A 14,223-nucleotide genomic window follows, 5' to 3' on the forward strand; every position below is an offset into this window, starting at 1 on the left:
GGCAAGGCGCAGCGACGAAGACAGTACGAACGTACGGCGAGGCGCTGCAACGCCGCCATGGAGGCTTGGTCAGGCGCTCTTAGTTGGATTCTTTGATAATGCGGCCGGAGCTTGGCTGCACGGGGCGCGCATTATAAGGATACAGGCGGCTGAAGAACGCCATCTGCGCCGGTGAGGCCTGGATCGGCTCCTTCATCACCAGCCACAGCACGCCCTCCTCGCACGGCGGCGTGCTCATCGAGCCCATGAAGGTGTAGTACTCGCGCCGCGCCGGCAGCAGGTCCATCGGGTCGAGCGTCTCGGCCGGGGCCATGGTTTCCATTTTTTCCAGCGGCAGGTTGTTCCACACCTGCTGGATCGCCGGCTGCGGCCGGCCGCGTTCGAGCAGCAGCGCCAGCATGGCGATGCGGCCCTCGCCATCCTTGTGCACCAGGTGCACGACCATCTCGTAACCCTTGCCGTTGATGCGCTCCTCGGACGGACGATGGAAATGGAACTGCACCAGCTCGTACATCCGGTTGCCCACGCTGAGAAAATTGCCACGTCCGACCATCACCTGCACGGTCTTGCCGTTGTCGGTAACGTTGAACGACGACGGGTGGTAGTCGAAATTGATCTGCTCCAGGTCCACCCGCATGCCGTCGCGGATGTCGATCGGCGACTGGCGGTTGCCGGCGCCGCACTTGGCCCAGGCGGGATTGATCTTGGCCCAGTTGGCGGGACCGGCTTCGCCCTCGTAGGACCAGACATTGCTGTACACCTTGGGCGGCGGCGGGATCGCTGCCGCTGCGGCCTTGGCAGCCGCCGCTTTTTTGGCATTGGCAGCCGCCGCAGCCGCGCGCGCCTGCTGGGTGGCGCGCATGGCCGCCAGCCGCGCAGCGATCTTGGCCGACAGTTCCGCTTCCGGGTCACTGGCCGCCTCGGCGCCCTTGCGCGCGCCCGCTGCCGGCGCATCCTTGCCATCCTTGGCCGGCGCCTCTTTGGCGGCAGCTTCCTTGACGGGCGCCTTGCCCGGCGGTGTGGTCGTGGTCAGGCCCACCGCGCCACCGTACACGCGCGCGCCCGCCAGCGCCGACAAGGGCGTCTTGGTCGAGGGCGAAATCAGCGGATCGACCTGTTTGTCATTGGCCGACACAACGGCGCAACAACAGCAGGCGATCAGGGCGAGGAGCAGGCGCATACGTTTCCAGAAGTAACAGTTACCTCTAGGTTTACGGATGCATTTGGGAAAAACTTGAGGTCCGGCAAGGGGATATATTTCTGCGGGGACACGCTGCCGCTAATTGCAGCGTGTCGATAATGCAAGTATGTGAAACCTGGTTCAGCGTCCTATCACGCGTCTTCCGAGGCGCCAGGCGCCGCCCAGCAGGATCGGGATCATCACCACGCCGATCGCCACCATCACGATTTCCGACAGGTGGTCGCGCACGACCGGGATGTTGCCGAAGAAGTAGCCGGCCATGGTCAGCGACACCACCCACAGCAGCGCGCCGCTGATGTTGTACAACTGAAAACGTCCATGCGGCATCTCGGACACGCCAGCCACCAGCGGCGCGAACGTGCGCACCACCGGGACGAAGCGCGCCAGCACAATGGTCTTGCCACCATGCTTTTCAAAGAAGTCGTGGGTACGTCGCATGGCGTCCTTGTTCAGCCAGCGATAGTCGTGCGTGTATACGCGTTGCCCGATGGCGCCGCCGATCTTGTAATTGAGGGTATTGCCGGTGACGGCGGCCGTGACGAGTAGCACATTGAGCAACAACAAATTCATGTCGCCCGTGGCGCAGAAGGCGCCGGCGATGAACAGCAAGCTGTCGCCCGGGAAGAAGAACAACACCACCAGGCCCGTTTCGCAGAAAATAATTGCGAACAAGACCACGTAAACCAGCGTGCCGTACTGTTGGATCACCACTTCCAATGACTTATCGACATGGAGCAGCATGTCGAAGAATTGCATAAAATCCATATTCTTCCTGTAAAGTGTGCGCCGGAATCATACACCACCGCTGCTGCCGCCGGTCTAAGTTTCCTCGGCCACCCACGGCAGTTTACAATCGTCGGCATGCCCGCCGCAAGCGGGTTTGTCTCAATCGAGGAGATCGGAATGCTGTTTAACCCGTTGTTAAGGAACGCTGTGATATTTTCCGCCACGGCGTGCGTGCTGACCTCGGCCATGGCGGCCGAATTGCCGGTCAAGCCCACGGTGGCGGACCTGGTCAAACAGTCGAAGGCGGACGACTGGCGCCCGCTCGATCCCGCCAACACCCTGTACCTGGACTTGCCGGTCGGCCGCGTGGTGATCGAACTGGCAACGGACTTCGCGCCGCAGAACGCCGCCAACATCAAGACGCTGGTGCGCGAGAAATATTTCGACGGTCTGTCCATGATGCGCTCGCAGGACAACTACGTGGCGCAATGGGGCGACGCCGATGAAAAGAACCCGAAGCCGCTCGGTTCGGCCAAGGCCAAGGTGCCGGGCGAGTTCACCGTGCCCACCAGCTTTGACAAGCACTTCGTGCGCCAGCAGGATGCCGATGGCTACGCGCCCGAGATCGGCCACTCCAAAGGCTTCCCGGTCGGGCGCGATCCCAAGACCAACACCACCTGGGTAGCGCACTGCTACGCCACCGTGGGCGTGGCGCGCGACACCGATACCGACAGCGGCAACGGTTCGCAGCTGTACGCCATCACGGGCCACGCGCCACGCCACCTGGACCGCAACATCACGGCCGTGGGCCGCGTGGTGTCGGGCATGGAGCTGCTGTCGTCGCTGCCGCGCGGCAGCGAGGCGATGGGCTTCTACGGCGCCAGCGAAGCGAAAATGCCGATCACCCGCGTGCGACTGGCGGCCGACGTGCCCGCTGCCGAGCGCGTCCAGCTGGAAGTGATGCGCAGCGAGGCGCCGATCTACCAGCAGGTGATCGAAGCGCAGCGCAACCGCGGCGGGCCGTGGAACAAGTACGCGGCCAACTATGTAGAGCTGTGCAATGCGCCGATCCCGGTGCGGGTGCGTCCGGCGTTATAATCCGGGGATGAACGCCCCCGATACCGCTCCCCACGCCGCCGCCCGCGCGCCGCGCCCGATCCAGGCCTTGCCAGACCAGCTGATTTCCCAGATCGCCGCTGGCGAGGTGGTCGAGCGGCCGTCCGCCGTGGTCAAGGAACTGCTGGAAAACGCGCTCGACGCCGGCGCCACGCAGATCAGCGTGCGGCTCGAGGAAGGCGGCGTCAAACGCATCGCCATCACCGACAACGGCCGTGGCATTCCGCCCGAGCAGATGCCGCTGGCCCTGGCGCGCCATGCCACGTCCAAGATCGCGTCGCTGCACGACCTGGAAAACGTGGGCACGCTGGGCTTTCGCGGCGAGGCGCTGGCATCGATCGCCTCGGTGGCGGCCGTCACTGTCACCTCGCGCACGGCCGACGCGCCGCATGCCTGGGAGCTGGTCGGCTCGCACGAAGGCACGGTGGCGCCATCGTCGGGCGCGCTGGGCACCACCATCGATGTCCAGGACCTGTATTTCAATACGCCTGCGCGCCGCAAATTTTTAAAATCCGAGCAGACCGAGTTCGGCCACTGCGCCGAGGTCGTGCGCCGCATTGCGCTGGCGCGGCCCGACGTCTCGCTCAGCCTCACCCACAACGGCCGCACCATCGACCACTGGAATGTGTGCGACATGGCCCGCCGCAGCGCGCAAATCCTCGGCGAAGGCTTTGCCGAAGCGCGCCTGCCGATTGACGAGACGGCCGGCCCGCTGCGCATCCATGGCTATACGGGCCTGCCCACCGCGTCCAAGGCGCGCGCCGACGGCCAATTCTTTTATGTGAACGGCCGCTTCGTGCGCGACAAGGTGCTGGTGCACGCGGTCAAGGCGGCGTACCAGGACGTGCTGCACGGCGACCGCTTCCCGTCGTATGCGCTGGCGCTCGAACTCGACCCGGCGCTGGTGGACGTCAACGTCCACCCGTCGAAAATCGAAGTGCGCTTCCGCGACAGCCGCGCGGTACACCAGTTCGTGTTCCACGCGGTACAGCGCGCGCTGGCGCAAACCTCGGCCACGGCGCACGGCAGCGTGCCGTCGCCGCTGCCGGCCGCCGACACGCTCACCAGCGCCACCTGGCGCGGCGAGCAGACGTCGTTCGGATCCTTGCTGGCGCCCGACTACACGCCGACGTTTTCGCCATCACCGTACGGGGCTGGCAGTCGTGGCGATAACGGCGCCAGTGGCAGCGCCAGCTTCGGTGATGTCGCCGGTGGCTTTGGCGCCAACAGCGCTGCCGGCGCGTTCGGCGGGCAACGCTACGGCCAGCCAGAAGGCGGCGTGGCGCAAAGCATGGACAGGTACGGCGCCCTGTTCGCCGGTAATGGCAGCGGCAGCGGCCGCGTGGACAGCTACCGCGCGCAAACCGACATGGCCCTGCCGCAAGGCAGCCCGTTCACCGTGTCGGCGGCCGCCATGGCGCAGGAAGAATTCCCGCTCGGCTTCGCGCTGGCGCAGCTGCACGGCATCTACATCCTGGCGCAGAACGCCAAGGGCCTGGTGCTGGTGGACATGCACGCCGCCCACGAGCGCATCCTGTACGAACAGCTGAAAACCGCGCTCGAGAGCCGCGTGGCCGGCGAGGAAATGCAGGTGCAGCCGCTGCTCATTCCCGTCACCTTCTATGCCGACGCGGTGGAAGTGGGCACCGCCCACGAACACCAGGAAACCTTGCAGGCACTGGGCTTCGACATCGCCGCGCTGTCGCCCACCACGCTGGCCGTGCGCTCGGTGCCGGTACTGCTCAAGAACGCCGATGCGCAAACGCTGGCGCGCGACGTGCTGCGCGACGTGCGCGAATTCGGCGGTTCGCGCGTGCTGATCGAGCGCCAGAACGAGCTGCTGGGCACCCTCGCCTGCCACACGGCCGTGCGCGCCAACCGCATCCTGGCGGTGCAGGAAATGAACGCGCTGCTGCGCCAGATGGAAAAGACCGAACGCGCCGACCAGTGCAACCACGGCCGTCCCACCTGGGTGCAGGTGGAAATCGGCGCGCTCGACAAGCTGTTTTTACGTGGCCAATAATGAGTGATATTGTAAGCAAGCCGCTGGCGGTCGCCATCATGGGGCCGACCGCGTCGGGCAAGACCGCGTCCGCGCTGGCGATTGCCGCGCGCATCCCGTCCGAAATCATCTCGGTCGATTCCGCGCTGGTCTATCGCGGCATGGACATCGGCACCGCCAAGCCCACCCGGGCCGAACTGGCCGCCGTGCCACACCACCTGATCGACATCATCGATCCGCTCGATTCCTACTCGGTGGCGCAGTTCCGCAAGGCGACCTTGCAACTGGTGGACGACATCGTCGCGCGCGGCAAGCTGCCGCTGCTCGTTGGCGGCACCATGCTGTACTTCAAGGGCCTGGCCGACGGCCTCGACGACCTGCCCGGCGCCGATCCGGCGCTGCGCGCCCAGCTCGAAGGCGACGCCGCCCGCATCGGCTGGCCCGCCATGCACGCGAAGCTGGCTGTGCTCGACCCCGAAACGGCTGCGCGCCTGGCGCCCGCCGACGCCCAGCGCATCCAGCGTGCACTGGAAATTTGCACCTTGGCCGGCAAGCCGATGTCGGAACTGCTGGCCCTGCGCGACAAGACCGAGCTGCCGTTCGAGCTGCTGCCGCTGGCGCTCGAACCATCCGACCGCGCAGTGCTGCACAAGCGCATCGAACGCCGTTTCGACATCATGCTCGACGAGCATGCCGACGATAACCTGATCACGGAAACGGAACGACTGCGCCGGCGCGGCGACCTGCACCCGGGCCTGCCGTCGATGCGCTGCGTGGGCTACCGCCAGGCGTGGGAATACCTCGATGGCACGATCGACTACAAGACCATGCGCGAGACCGGCATCATCGCCACGCGCCAGCTGGCCAAGCGCCAGTTGACGTGGTTACGCTCCATGCCGGACCGGATAGTGGTCGATTGCCTGGGCCCCGACCCGGCGGCCGAGATCCTGGCGCACGTGGCGGACCGGCTCGGCTAACGCCATCTGTCAGGTGGTGGGCGGCGCTGATTCCATATAAATGATTTCCCATAAATGGCCGTCCAGGTCCTGGAAGCCGTGGCCGTACATGAAGCCGTGGTCCTGCGGCTCCTTGTAGGTGCTGCCGCCGCCTTCGACCGCCTTGTTCACCAGCGCGGTGACGGCATCGCGCGAAGCGACCTGCAAACACACCAGCACCTCGGTGGACGTGCGCGCATCGGCAATGGCCTTGGGCGTGAAGGTCTTGAAACGCGGCTCGGTGAGCAGCATGACGAAGATGTTCTCGGCCACGATCATGCAGGTGGCGCCGTCGTCGGTGTAGTGCTGGTTGAACGAGTAGCCGAGGTGGGTGAAGAATTTGATCGATGCTGGCAAGTCGCGCACCGGCAGGTTGATAAAGATGTTGGTCGCCATACAGCCCCCGTTAGAAATACATCACGTCATGTCCCCGCACCCAGAATACCAATATGCCAACGTTTTGACGACTGGTGTACGATGGAAGTTCCGCATTCACCGCCAAAATCACTTTTTTGAAGAAAATCGTCGCGATGGCGTTGACAGAAAAAGCCCCAACCCTCATAATGCTTCGCGTTGCAGGTGATATAGCTCAGTTGGTTAGAGCACAGCATTCATAATGCTGGGGTCGGTGGTTCAAGTCCACCTATCACCACCAAGAATTTTAAAAGCCGCCGATTCGCAAGAATCGGCGGCTTTTTCGTTTGGGCGTGTCTTTAAGTGGCTCGATGCTGCATCTTTGGAAATGATCAGCAAGACGATCATCATGCTTTTTTTCGTGTTTTATACTCAACTCCCACTTGCGATTGCGGGAGAACGCTTTGCGTAGAAAAGCATACAGGTACGGTGCCGTGGCCCTGCTCTGGCTGGCGGCTGGCCTGCCGGGCTGCGCATTGGCCCAGTCTCCCGCGTCGGCGCAGGAGCCGCAGCAAACCAGGAATCGCGAAGACACCGACGTGCTCCGCCATTTGCACCGAGCGACAGACGCATTGCATAGTACGGCCGATCGCACCACAGAAAGCGCCGACCAGGCCGACGACATCATGTTCGTCGTCCGCGTAACCGGCTTGCGGGCGGTGCCCTGGAAGAGTTATGGCGCCATGCGTGCGGCAGTCTCGGCCTACGAAAAACACAAATCGCTGGCGCCCGACGCGGTATTCCGTTTCGCGGTGATGCCGCCGGCGGGCATGAAGCTGCCGTTCAATTTCGCGCTGCGTGTGCGCACGGAGCAGGGGCAGGAATTCCCGATAAATCTCGAGCACGGCGAGTTGTTCACGCTGCCGCCGTTACCGGAGTTTGACGGGGAGGCGGACCTGGTCAGCAACTTCAAGGGCGGCATCCTGCGTATCGGCCTGCTCGTGCATACCCGTACCGTGCCGCCCGAAAAACTGCGCCTGGGTGACCTGCGCCTGCGCTATGAAATCACTGCCGCCATCGAGATGTTTGACAACCCGGGGGAATACGACACCAAGTGCCGGGCGCCAGGACGCTGGAACCGCTGCAAGCGGCCCACCAAGGCCATCTGGCATCGCCCCTGGACCGCCACCAGCGGCGCGTGGATTGTCGAGAGGACCCGGCGCGTGCCATTGCAAGCGAGCGATAATCCCAGGGACCACATGTACCGCATGCCCATCGCCAGCAAGGATTTGGGCAACGACGCAATCATCGAATTCGATTACAAGGATGCGCAGCGTCGGCCACGAAAACTGTTTGAAGCGGCGATTTATGACGGCAGCGACTAGCGCCCGAACCGCTGTTCCAGAAAATCCACGAATGTCCGTATCCGCGCCGACAGCTGGTGCCTTGGCGCATACACCGCGTAGATATCGGCGTCCGGCGTCTTGTAGCCGGGCAGTACCTCCACCAGCCGCCCGCTGTCCAGGTAGCGCTCGATGTCCCAGCCCGCGCGCAGCAGGATGCCGTGGCCGTCGAGGGCCCAGTTGACGGCGATTTCGCCGTCGTTGGTGGTCAGGTTGCCGCGCACCTTGACCGCCTGCGCATCGCGCTCGGCTTCGCGGCCCGCGTACAGCCGCCACAGGCCGTACGCCTCGTCGCCCTGGCGGATCAAGATGCAGTTGTGCTTGCGCAGGTCGCCAGGGGTCTTCGGTTCGCCGTGCTGGGCCAGGTACTTCGGCGACGCGCACAGCAGGCGCCGGTTCGAGGCGAGGCGCCGCGCGATCACGCGCGTGTCAACGGGCGCGCCGAAGCGGATGCACACGTCGAACTGGTCGTCGGTCAGCGCCGGCGGATCGACCGACAGCTGCAACTGCACATCGACCTCCGGGTAGCGCAGCACGTACTGCGAGATGGCCGGCGCAACATGCAGGCGCCCGAAGCCCAGCGTGGCATTGACCCGCAACTGGCCTTTCGGCACGCCTTTCGAGGACGTGAGCAGCTGGTCGAGATCGGCGATTTCGCCGAGGATGCGGCGCGCGTGTTCGAGCAGCACCTCGCCTTCCGGCGTCATGCTCATGCGGCGCGTGGTGCGATTGACCAGCGGCACGCCCACGCGCGCCTCGATCAGCGCCAGGCGCTTGCTGACCGCCGACGTGGTGATGCCAAGCTCGCGCGCGGCGCCGCTCAAGCTGCCGGCGCTGGCCAGCGCCACGATAAAACCGAGTTCCGCCGGTTGAAATCCACCACTCATCATCCGCCACCCATTGTTGAGCCCCAGGTTAACAATGGCTTGAGTTTAGCGCTGCCAGGCGCCGACGTCCAGCCTGTAGAGTGCCTCCACCAACCTACCAGGAGACACCACCATGAAGACCTACCACATCGCAACCATTCCAGGCGACGGCATCGGCAAGGAAGTCGTTCCGGCCGGCCAGCAAGTGCTGGCCGCGCTGGCCGCCGCCAGCAACAGCTTCCGCTTCGAGTTCGAGGACTTCGACTGGGGCGGCGACTACTACCGCCAGCACGGCGTGATGATGCCGGCCGACGGCCTCGATGCGCTGCGCAACAAGGACGCCATCCTGTTCGGCTCCGCCGGCGACCCGGACATCGCCGACCATATCACCCTGTGGGGCCTGCGCCTGAAAATCTGCCAGGGATTCGACCAGTACGCCAACGTGCGCCCCACCCGCATCCTGCCCGGCATCGACGGCCCGCTCAAGCGCTGCAAGCAGGAAGACCTGAACTGGGTGATCGTGCGCGAAAACTCGGAAGGCGAGTATTCGGGCGTCGGTGGCCGCGTGCACCAGGGCCACCCGATCGAGGCGGCCACCGATGTCTCGATGATGACCCGCGTGGGCGTGGAGCGCATCCTGCGCTACGCCTTCAAGCTGGCGCAATCGCGTCCGCGCAAGCTGCTCACCGTGATCACCAAATCGAACGCCCAGCGCCACGCGATGGTGATGTGGGACGAGATCGCGCTGGAAGTGTCGCGCGAATTCCCGGACGTGAAATGGGACAAGGAACTGGTCGATGCCGCCACCGCGCGCATGGTCAACCGCCCGGCCACGCTCGACACCATCGTCGCCACCAACCTGCACGCCGACATCCTGAGCGACCTGGCCGCCGCACTGGCCGGCAGTCTCGGCATCGCCCCCACCGGCAATATCGATCCCGAGCGCCGCTATCCGTCGATGTTCGAGCCGATCCACGGCTCCGCCTTCGACATCATGGGCAAAGGCCTGGCCAACCCGGTCGGCACCTTCTGGTCGGTGGTGATGCTGCTCGAGCACCTGGGCGAACACGCCGCCGCCAAGCAGGTGATGGAAGCCGTGGAAGCGGTCACCGCCAACACCGCGCTGCACACGCGCGACCTGGGCGGCAACGCCACCACGGCGCAGGTGACCGACGCCGTGTGCGCACTGCTCGGCGCCGAACAGCGCCAGGCCGCGTAAGCGAGCGTCGGCATCGGCCGCAGGTCGCGCCCCTACCCGCCGCAGAGCGTGGCGGGGCGCGACCGCAATGCATAGAGCAGTTCATATAACGGAGACAAACCATGTATAAGCGTTTCTTTGGAAAGCTGTATATCCAGGTCCTGATCGGCGTCGTCGCCGGCGGGCTGCTCGGCTATTTCCATCCCCAGCTGGGCGCCGACCTCAAACCGCTCGGCGACGCCTTCATCCGCCTGATCAAGATGGTGTTCGCGCCCGTCATTTTCGCCATGGTGGTGCTGGGCATCGCCAAGATGGAAAGCATGAAGGAACTGGGCCGCGTGGGCGTGCGCGCGCTGATCTATTTCGAGGTGATGTCCACGTTTGCGCTGCTGCTCGGCCTCGTGGTCGTCAATGTGGCCAAGCCCGGCGTGGGCATGAACATCGATGTCAAGACGCTCGACACGGCCAGCATTGCCAGCTACACGGCCGCCGCCAGCAAGGGCGACGGCTTCATGGGCTTCGTGCTGCACATGATCCCGACCAGCATCATCGACGCGCTGGCCAAGAACGACATCCTGCAAATCCTGGTGTTCGCCACCATGTTCGGCATCGCCCTCTCGCACATGGGACGCCGCGCCAAGCCGGTGGTCGATTTCCTCGACGCCTTCTGCAACAGCATGTTCCTGATGGTTTCCATGATCATGCGCGTCGCGCCCCTGGCTGCCTTTGGCGCCATCGCCTTCACGGTCGGTAAATACGGTCTCGGTTCGCTGGTGTCGCTGGGCCAGCTGATGGGCGCCATGTACATCACCTGCTTCGTGTTCGTGACCGTGGTGCTGGGATTCGTGGCGCGGGTGTCGGGCTTCAGCCTGTGGAAGTTCCTGCGCTATATCAAGGAAGAACTGTTCACGGTGCTCGGTACCAGCTCGTCGGAATCGGTGGTGCCGCAACTGATGCGCAAGCTCGAACACGTGGGCGTCTCGAAACCCGTGGTGGGCCTGGTGATCCCGTCCGGCGTCACCTTCAACCCGGACGGCCAGTGCATCTACTACACCATGGCGGCGATTTTCATCGCGCAAGCGACCAACACCCCGCTCACGCTGACCGACCAGCTGGTGGTGCTCGGCGTGCTGATGCTGACCTCGAAAGGCTCGGCCGGCGTGACCGGTTCCGGCTTCATCACGCTGGCCGCCACGCTGGCGTCGCTCGGCAATATCCCGGTGGCCGGCATGGTGCTGCTGCTGGGCGTGGACCGCTTCATGTCCGAAGCGCGGGCCATCACCAACACCATCGGCAACGCGGTAGGCACGATGGCGATCGCCGGCTGGGTGGGCGCGCTGGACCGCGAGCGCATGCACCGCGTGCTCGATGGCGCATCGACCGTCGAGGAACTGCAGGCGCTGCATGATCACGACGACGAGCCGGCGCCGGTCCACAACGACCTGGCGGTCGTGCACAAGGCCACGGCATGATGACGTGCGCCCCATCGCTTGACCCCGCCCTGCTGCGCCGCATGTTCGACACCGCCATCGCGGCCGAGCAACCGGCGCTGTGCGTGCCGCCGGCCCTGCCCGAAAGGCCGGAGGGACGGCTGATCGTGATCGGCGCACCCGGTGCCCGATGCCGCCGGCCTGTAAGCAGCACGACGCATGCCGACCGCGCGCCTGGCGTGGTCGTCGGCGGCCTGGTTGCCGACGACCAGGAAGTACGTCTCACGCCGTAAGCGGCGACATCACAGTTTGAGTTCCAGGTTCACCGCCCACTCGCGCGAATTGTCGCTGCGGCCCCAGTTCTGACTCACGCCATTGCGGTCGGCGTAGCGCGAGTAGGTCTCGCTATCGCGCGCCAGCAGGTTCTTGCCGGTAAAGCGCAGCTGCACCGCAGGGCTGACCTTGTACAACAGGTAGGCATCGAGGTCGCTGCGCGCCTGCAGGCGCGTGCTTTGTTCGGCCGAGATGCGCACCGGCCCGCCCGAGCGGAATGCCAGGCTGGCGCCCGTGGTGTAAGCCCCCTGCTTGTAATCGACGCCGAGATTGGCGGTGAGCGGCACCTGCTGATCGAGCCGGTTATCCGGCCCCGGCACCGAATCCACCTGCGACCAGTTGCGGTTGACGCCGGCGCGCAGGTCGAGTGCCGGCCAGGTCGGCCACACCAGCTTCGACGGGAATTTCAGTTCCAGGCCCAGGCCGCGCACGTCGGCCTTGCCATCGTTGACCGGTTGATACAGCCAGCGGCCGCCGCTGTCCTGCGACAGGGTGGTACGGATGTAATCGGTGATATGGCGGGTGGACGCGGTAGCCGAAAACGTGGCGCCCGGCGCCCAGAAATGCTCGTAGGTCGCATCCACGCCGGTCGCCAGTTCCGGCTTCAGATCGGGGTTGCCGCTGCTGTCGGCGGTAAAGCGCGTGTTCAGGTCAGCCTCGTTGCGGCGCGCGGTCAACTGGCCCACCGTCGGCGCCTTGAAGGTACGCGTGAGGGCGAGGCGCAGCTGCCGGCCGCTCCTGTCGGGAAACTTGTAGAGCGTCTGGGCGATGGGGCTGAGCACGTGGTTGCGCGAGCTGGTGTCCGGCCGGCCGCTGACGGCGCTGTCGGTGCGGATGGTTTCCCAGCGCGCCCCCAGGTACATCGACCACTGTTTGGTCACGTTCCATTCGTCCTGGGCGAAAACAGCCGCCTGCACCACCTGCGGCGCAAAGCGCTCGTCGAAGATCGCCGGGGCGCTGCCGACAAAGCCTTCCACGCGATGGCGGTCTTCGCGCTGGCGCTGGCGGCTCACTTCCCAGCCGGTGGCCAGCGCATGTTCGCCCAGCACGGAGCGCGTGTATTTGCCGTTGCTGCGCACGGAATTGCTGCGCGAGTCGCTGTCGGTGTCGCGTTGCAGCGTGCGCTGGCGGCTGGCCGTGCTCGAGGCCCAGTCGCTGTCCGCACGCCCTTTGCTGTGGGTGACGGTGAGCGTCGTATCGAGCTTGCCGCCGGCCAGTTGCGTGATCCAGTTGACGTTGGTGGAGAGGTACACCGACCGGTTCTCGCTGGTGTTATCGCGGAACAGGAAATTCGGTGCGGGGAAGCTGCCGACCTGGTTATCGTATCGGTAAGTCTGATCGCTGTCGAAGCGGTTGACGCCCACCGACGCGCTCCAGTTCAATTGCCCGTTGTTGTCGAGCTTCCAGTTCAGGCGCGGCTCCAGCGCCAGCAAGGACAGCTTGCTGTTGTTGGCGATGCTGCTGTCACGCTGTTGCAGCACCATGCCATCGGCGGACGCCAGTTGCTCGATGTACGTGCCCGGATTGCGGTTGTCATGGCGCAGCAAGAACACGGAAAGGTAATACGACAGGTCGCCGCTGCGGTCGGCCAGTGTGCCAAGTGCCGAGGCGCGCTTGACCACGCCCGAATGACCGATGCCCACGCGCACATCGCGCTGCGGCTTGCTCACCACTTTTTTCAGCACGACATTGATGGTGCCGGCAATCGCCTGCGTGGAAAACTCGGCGGTGGCGGCGCGCACCACTTCGATTCTTTCGATCTGCTCGGGCGCCACCGTTTGCAGGTTGAAGCCCGGCGGCGGCCGCTCGCCGTTGACCAGCACCTGGGTGTAGCCGTTACCGAGTCCGCGCATGCGGATGCTCTCGCCGATCACGGTCACGCCGGGCGCGCGTTTCAAGACATCGAAGACATTGGTGTCGCCGTATTTCAGGATCTCTGCCTGGCCGATGATGGTCTTGCTGGCGGTGTCGTCGCGGCGCGGATCGTAGTCGGCGGCGCCGTTGATTTCCACTTGGACGATGTCTCTGGACACGGGCTTGTCGGCGGCTTTGGGCGGAACCGGTTCGGCTTTCACGGCGGCGACAGGCGCTTGCTGTGCCAGCGCGCCGGTATGCAGGCCGAGGGCGGCGACTGCAACGATTTCGGCCGCCAGCATCGGGATGGCTGTTCGCATGAAGGTTTGTTGAGTTGCAAAATCAGTAATTATCGATTATTCATCTCGAGTTAGAAAATTTCTTGAAGAAAATTATTAAAAAATCATACGATTGACTAATTGCAATAACGCGATACCGTCACCATCACGCTGCGTGACATGGAGGCATGGCACCCACTGGTCACCGGCCTGATGACCATGCGCGAACTCGATACGCGGATGAGTACCTTTTCCAACACCGGACAGGTGCGCAAGGCGGGCGTCAAGGCCGACAGCCTGGCCGCCGTGACATTTTCCCCACACCGGCTATAGAAAATTTGCGTTCCCCTATACGAAGTCGTCATACCTCGGTGCGTAAATGCTCACCTCGGTGATCGTTTCGTGACGATTCGATCAGCGGCAGTGCACAGCTGCAAGTGACCTTCCCAGACTACGCCGCAGCCGCC

Annotated in this window: 14 protein-coding genes and 1 tRNA gene; 9 read left to right on the top strand and 6 right to left on the bottom strand. The window is 64.4% G+C overall.

Features of this window, described 5'->3' with window-relative positions:
- Nucleotides 1–79: 79 nt before the first annotated feature.
- Nucleotides 80–1,180, bottom strand: a complete 1,101-nt coding sequence (locus ASF04_RS11840) for a carbonic anhydrase (RefSeq protein ID WP_056141498.1) — start codon at nucleotides 1,178–1,180, stop codon at nucleotides 80–82.
- Nucleotides 1,181–1,321: 141 nt separating this feature from the next.
- A complete protein-coding gene (locus ASF04_RS11845) occupies nucleotides 1,322–1,966 on the bottom strand; it encodes a VTT domain-containing protein (RefSeq protein ID WP_019924610.1) in 645 nt (214 codons plus the stop codon).
- Nucleotides 1,967–2,104: 138 nt separating this feature from the next.
- Here ASF04_RS11845 and ASF04_RS11850 point away from each other — a divergent pair, with 138 nt between their 5' ends.
- The 3 genes from ASF04_RS11850 to miaA are packed head-to-tail and all read left to right on the top strand — an operon-like array spanning nucleotide 2,105 to nucleotide 6,022.
- Nucleotides 2,105–3,025: a peptidylprolyl isomerase gene (locus tag ASF04_RS11850; RefSeq protein ID WP_056141499.1), complete on the top strand. Its 921-nt coding sequence runs from the start codon at nucleotides 2,105–2,107 to the stop codon at nucleotides 3,023–3,025.
- Between the two features lie 7 nt (nucleotides 3,026–3,032).
- On the top strand, nucleotides 3,033–5,066 hold the full coding sequence (mutL, locus tag ASF04_RS11855) for a DNA mismatch repair endonuclease MutL (protein ID WP_056141502.1): 2,034 nt from the start codon (nucleotides 3,033–3,035) through the stop codon (nucleotides 5,064–5,066).
- Complete coding sequence (miaA, locus tag ASF04_RS11860) at nucleotides 5,066–6,022, top strand: tRNA (adenosine(37)-N6)-dimethylallyltransferase MiaA (protein ID WP_056141507.1); 957 nt, start codon at nucleotides 5,066–5,068, stop codon at nucleotides 6,020–6,022. The genes mutL and miaA overlap by 1 nt, the downstream gene beginning before the upstream one ends.
- Nucleotides 6,023–6,031: 9 nt before the next feature.
- Here miaA and ASF04_RS11865 read toward each other — a convergent pair whose 3' ends face one another.
- A complete protein-coding gene (locus ASF04_RS11865; RefSeq protein ID WP_056141511.1) occupies nucleotides 6,032–6,436 on the bottom strand; it encodes a VOC family protein in 405 nt (134 codons plus the stop codon).
- A 182-nt stretch (nucleotides 6,437–6,618) separates the two neighbouring features.
- Here ASF04_RS11865 and ASF04_RS11870 point away from each other — a divergent pair.
- Nucleotides 6,619–6,695 (top strand) — tRNA-Met (locus ASF04_RS11870).
- On the opposite strand, the gene ASF04_RS28495 is transcribed toward ASF04_RS11870, so the two are convergent.
- Entirely contained in the window at nucleotides 6,674–6,805 is a 132-nt protein-coding gene (locus ASF04_RS28495) for a hypothetical protein (RefSeq protein WP_255360912.1), read from the bottom strand. The genes ASF04_RS11870 and ASF04_RS28495 overlap by 22 nt on opposite strands.
- An 83-nt stretch (nucleotides 6,806–6,888) precedes the next feature.
- Here ASF04_RS28495 and ASF04_RS11875 point away from each other — a divergent pair, with 83 nt between their 5' ends.
- Nucleotides 6,889–7,779 carry a hypothetical protein gene (locus ASF04_RS11875; RefSeq protein ID WP_056141515.1) on the top strand — a complete coding sequence of 297 codons (891 nt, stop codon included), beginning with the start codon at nucleotides 6,889–6,891 and terminating at the stop codon, nucleotides 7,777–7,779.
- Here ASF04_RS11875 and ASF04_RS11880 read toward each other — a convergent pair.
- Nucleotides 7,776–8,687: a LysR family transcriptional regulator gene (locus ASF04_RS11880; protein WP_056141520.1), complete on the bottom strand. Its 912-nt coding sequence runs from the start codon at nucleotides 8,685–8,687 to the stop codon at nucleotides 7,776–7,778. The two genes, ASF04_RS11875 and ASF04_RS11880, sit on opposite strands and share 4 nt — an antisense overlap.
- Before the next feature lie 109 nt (nucleotides 8,688–8,796).
- On the opposite strand from ASF04_RS11880, the gene ASF04_RS11885 reads away from it, so the two are divergent.
- The 3 genes from ASF04_RS11885 to ASF04_RS28720 all read left to right on the top strand — a co-directional run bounded on the left by ASF04_RS11885 (nucleotide 8,797) and on the right by ASF04_RS28720 (nucleotide 11,584).
- Complete coding sequence (locus ASF04_RS11885; protein ID WP_056141523.1) at nucleotides 8,797–9,882, top strand: tartrate dehydrogenase; 1,086 nt, start codon at nucleotides 8,797–8,799, stop codon at nucleotides 9,880–9,882.
- 101 nt (nucleotides 9,883–9,983) lie between these two features.
- Nucleotides 9,984–11,333, top strand: a complete 1,350-nt coding sequence (locus ASF04_RS11890) for a dicarboxylate/amino acid:cation symporter (RefSeq protein WP_019924621.1) — start codon at nucleotides 9,984–9,986, stop codon at nucleotides 11,331–11,333.
- Nucleotides 11,333–11,584 (top strand): hypothetical protein, encoded by a 252-nt coding sequence (locus ASF04_RS28720; protein WP_056141527.1) that lies wholly within the window; start codon nucleotides 11,333–11,335, stop codon nucleotides 11,582–11,584. Before ASF04_RS11890 ends, ASF04_RS28720 begins: the two co-directional genes overlap by 1 nt.
- A gap of 9 nt (nucleotides 11,585–11,593) precedes the next feature.
- On the opposite strand, the gene ASF04_RS11900 is transcribed toward ASF04_RS28720, so the two are convergent.
- On the bottom strand, nucleotides 11,594–13,798 hold the full coding sequence (locus ASF04_RS11900; protein ID WP_082488710.1) for a TonB-dependent siderophore receptor: 2,205 nt from the start codon (nucleotides 13,796–13,798) through the stop codon (nucleotides 11,594–11,596).
- A 138-nt stretch (nucleotides 13,799–13,936) separates the two neighbouring features.
- On the opposite strand from ASF04_RS11900, the gene ASF04_RS27485 reads away from it, so the two are divergent.
- Nucleotides 13,937–14,089 (top strand): hypothetical protein, encoded by a 153-nt coding sequence (locus tag ASF04_RS27485; RefSeq protein ID WP_156368610.1) that lies wholly within the window; start codon nucleotides 13,937–13,939, stop codon nucleotides 14,087–14,089.
- The last annotated feature ends 134 nt before the right edge of the window (nucleotides 14,090–14,223 follow it).

Origin of the sequence: Duganella sp. Leaf61, from assembly GCF_001421905.1 — a bacterium.
GTDB lineage: Bacteria > Pseudomonadota > Gammaproteobacteria > Burkholderiales > Burkholderiaceae_D > Rugamonas > Rugamonas zoogloeoides.

What these genes read in the sequence shown, in the direction of transcription:
- ASF04_RS11840 (WP_056141498.1), bottom strand. Translation starts at nt 1,180, where the DNA reads ATGCGCCTGCTCCTCGCCCTGATCGCCTGCTGTTGTTGCGCCGTTGTG.
- ASF04_RS11845 (WP_019924610.1), bottom strand. Translation starts at nt 1,966, where the DNA reads ATGGATTTTATGCAATTCTTCGACATGCTGCTCCATGTCGATAAGTCA.
- ASF04_RS11850 (WP_056141499.1), top strand. Translation starts at nt 2,105, where the DNA reads ATGCTGTTTAACCCGTTGTTAAGGAACGCTGTGATATTTTCCGCCACG.
- mutL (WP_056141502.1), top strand. Translation starts at nt 3,033, where the DNA reads ATGAACGCCCCCGATACCGCTCCCCACGCCGCCGCCCGCGCGCCGCGC.
- miaA (WP_056141507.1), top strand. Translation starts at nt 5,066, where the DNA reads ATGAGTGATATTGTAAGCAAGCCGCTGGCGGTCGCCATCATGGGGCCG.
- ASF04_RS11865 (WP_056141511.1), bottom strand. Translation starts at nt 6,436, where the DNA reads ATGGCGACCAACATCTTTATCAACCTGCCGGTGCGCGACTTGCCAGCA.
- ASF04_RS28495 (WP_255360912.1), bottom strand. Translation starts at nt 6,805, where the DNA reads ATGATGATCGTCTTGCTGATCATTTCCAAAGATGCAGCATCGAGCCAC.
- ASF04_RS11880 (WP_056141520.1), bottom strand. Translation starts at nt 8,687, where the DNA reads ATGATGAGTGGTGGATTTCAACCGGCGGAACTCGGTTTTATCGTGGCG.
- ASF04_RS11885 (WP_056141523.1), top strand. Translation starts at nt 8,797, where the DNA reads ATGAAGACCTACCACATCGCAACCATTCCAGGCGACGGCATCGGCAAG.
- ASF04_RS11890 (WP_019924621.1), top strand. Translation starts at nt 9,984, where the DNA reads ATGTATAAGCGTTTCTTTGGAAAGCTGTATATCCAGGTCCTGATCGGC.
- ASF04_RS28720 (WP_056141527.1), top strand. Translation starts at nt 11,333, where the DNA reads ATGACGTGCGCCCCATCGCTTGACCCCGCCCTGCTGCGCCGCATGTTC.
- ASF04_RS11900 (WP_082488710.1), bottom strand. Translation starts at nt 13,798, where the DNA reads ATGCGAACAGCCATCCCGATGCTGGCGGCCGAAATCGTTGCAGTCGCC.
- ASF04_RS27485 (WP_156368610.1), top strand. Translation starts at nt 13,937, where the DNA reads ATGGAGGCATGGCACCCACTGGTCACCGGCCTGATGACCATGCGCGAA.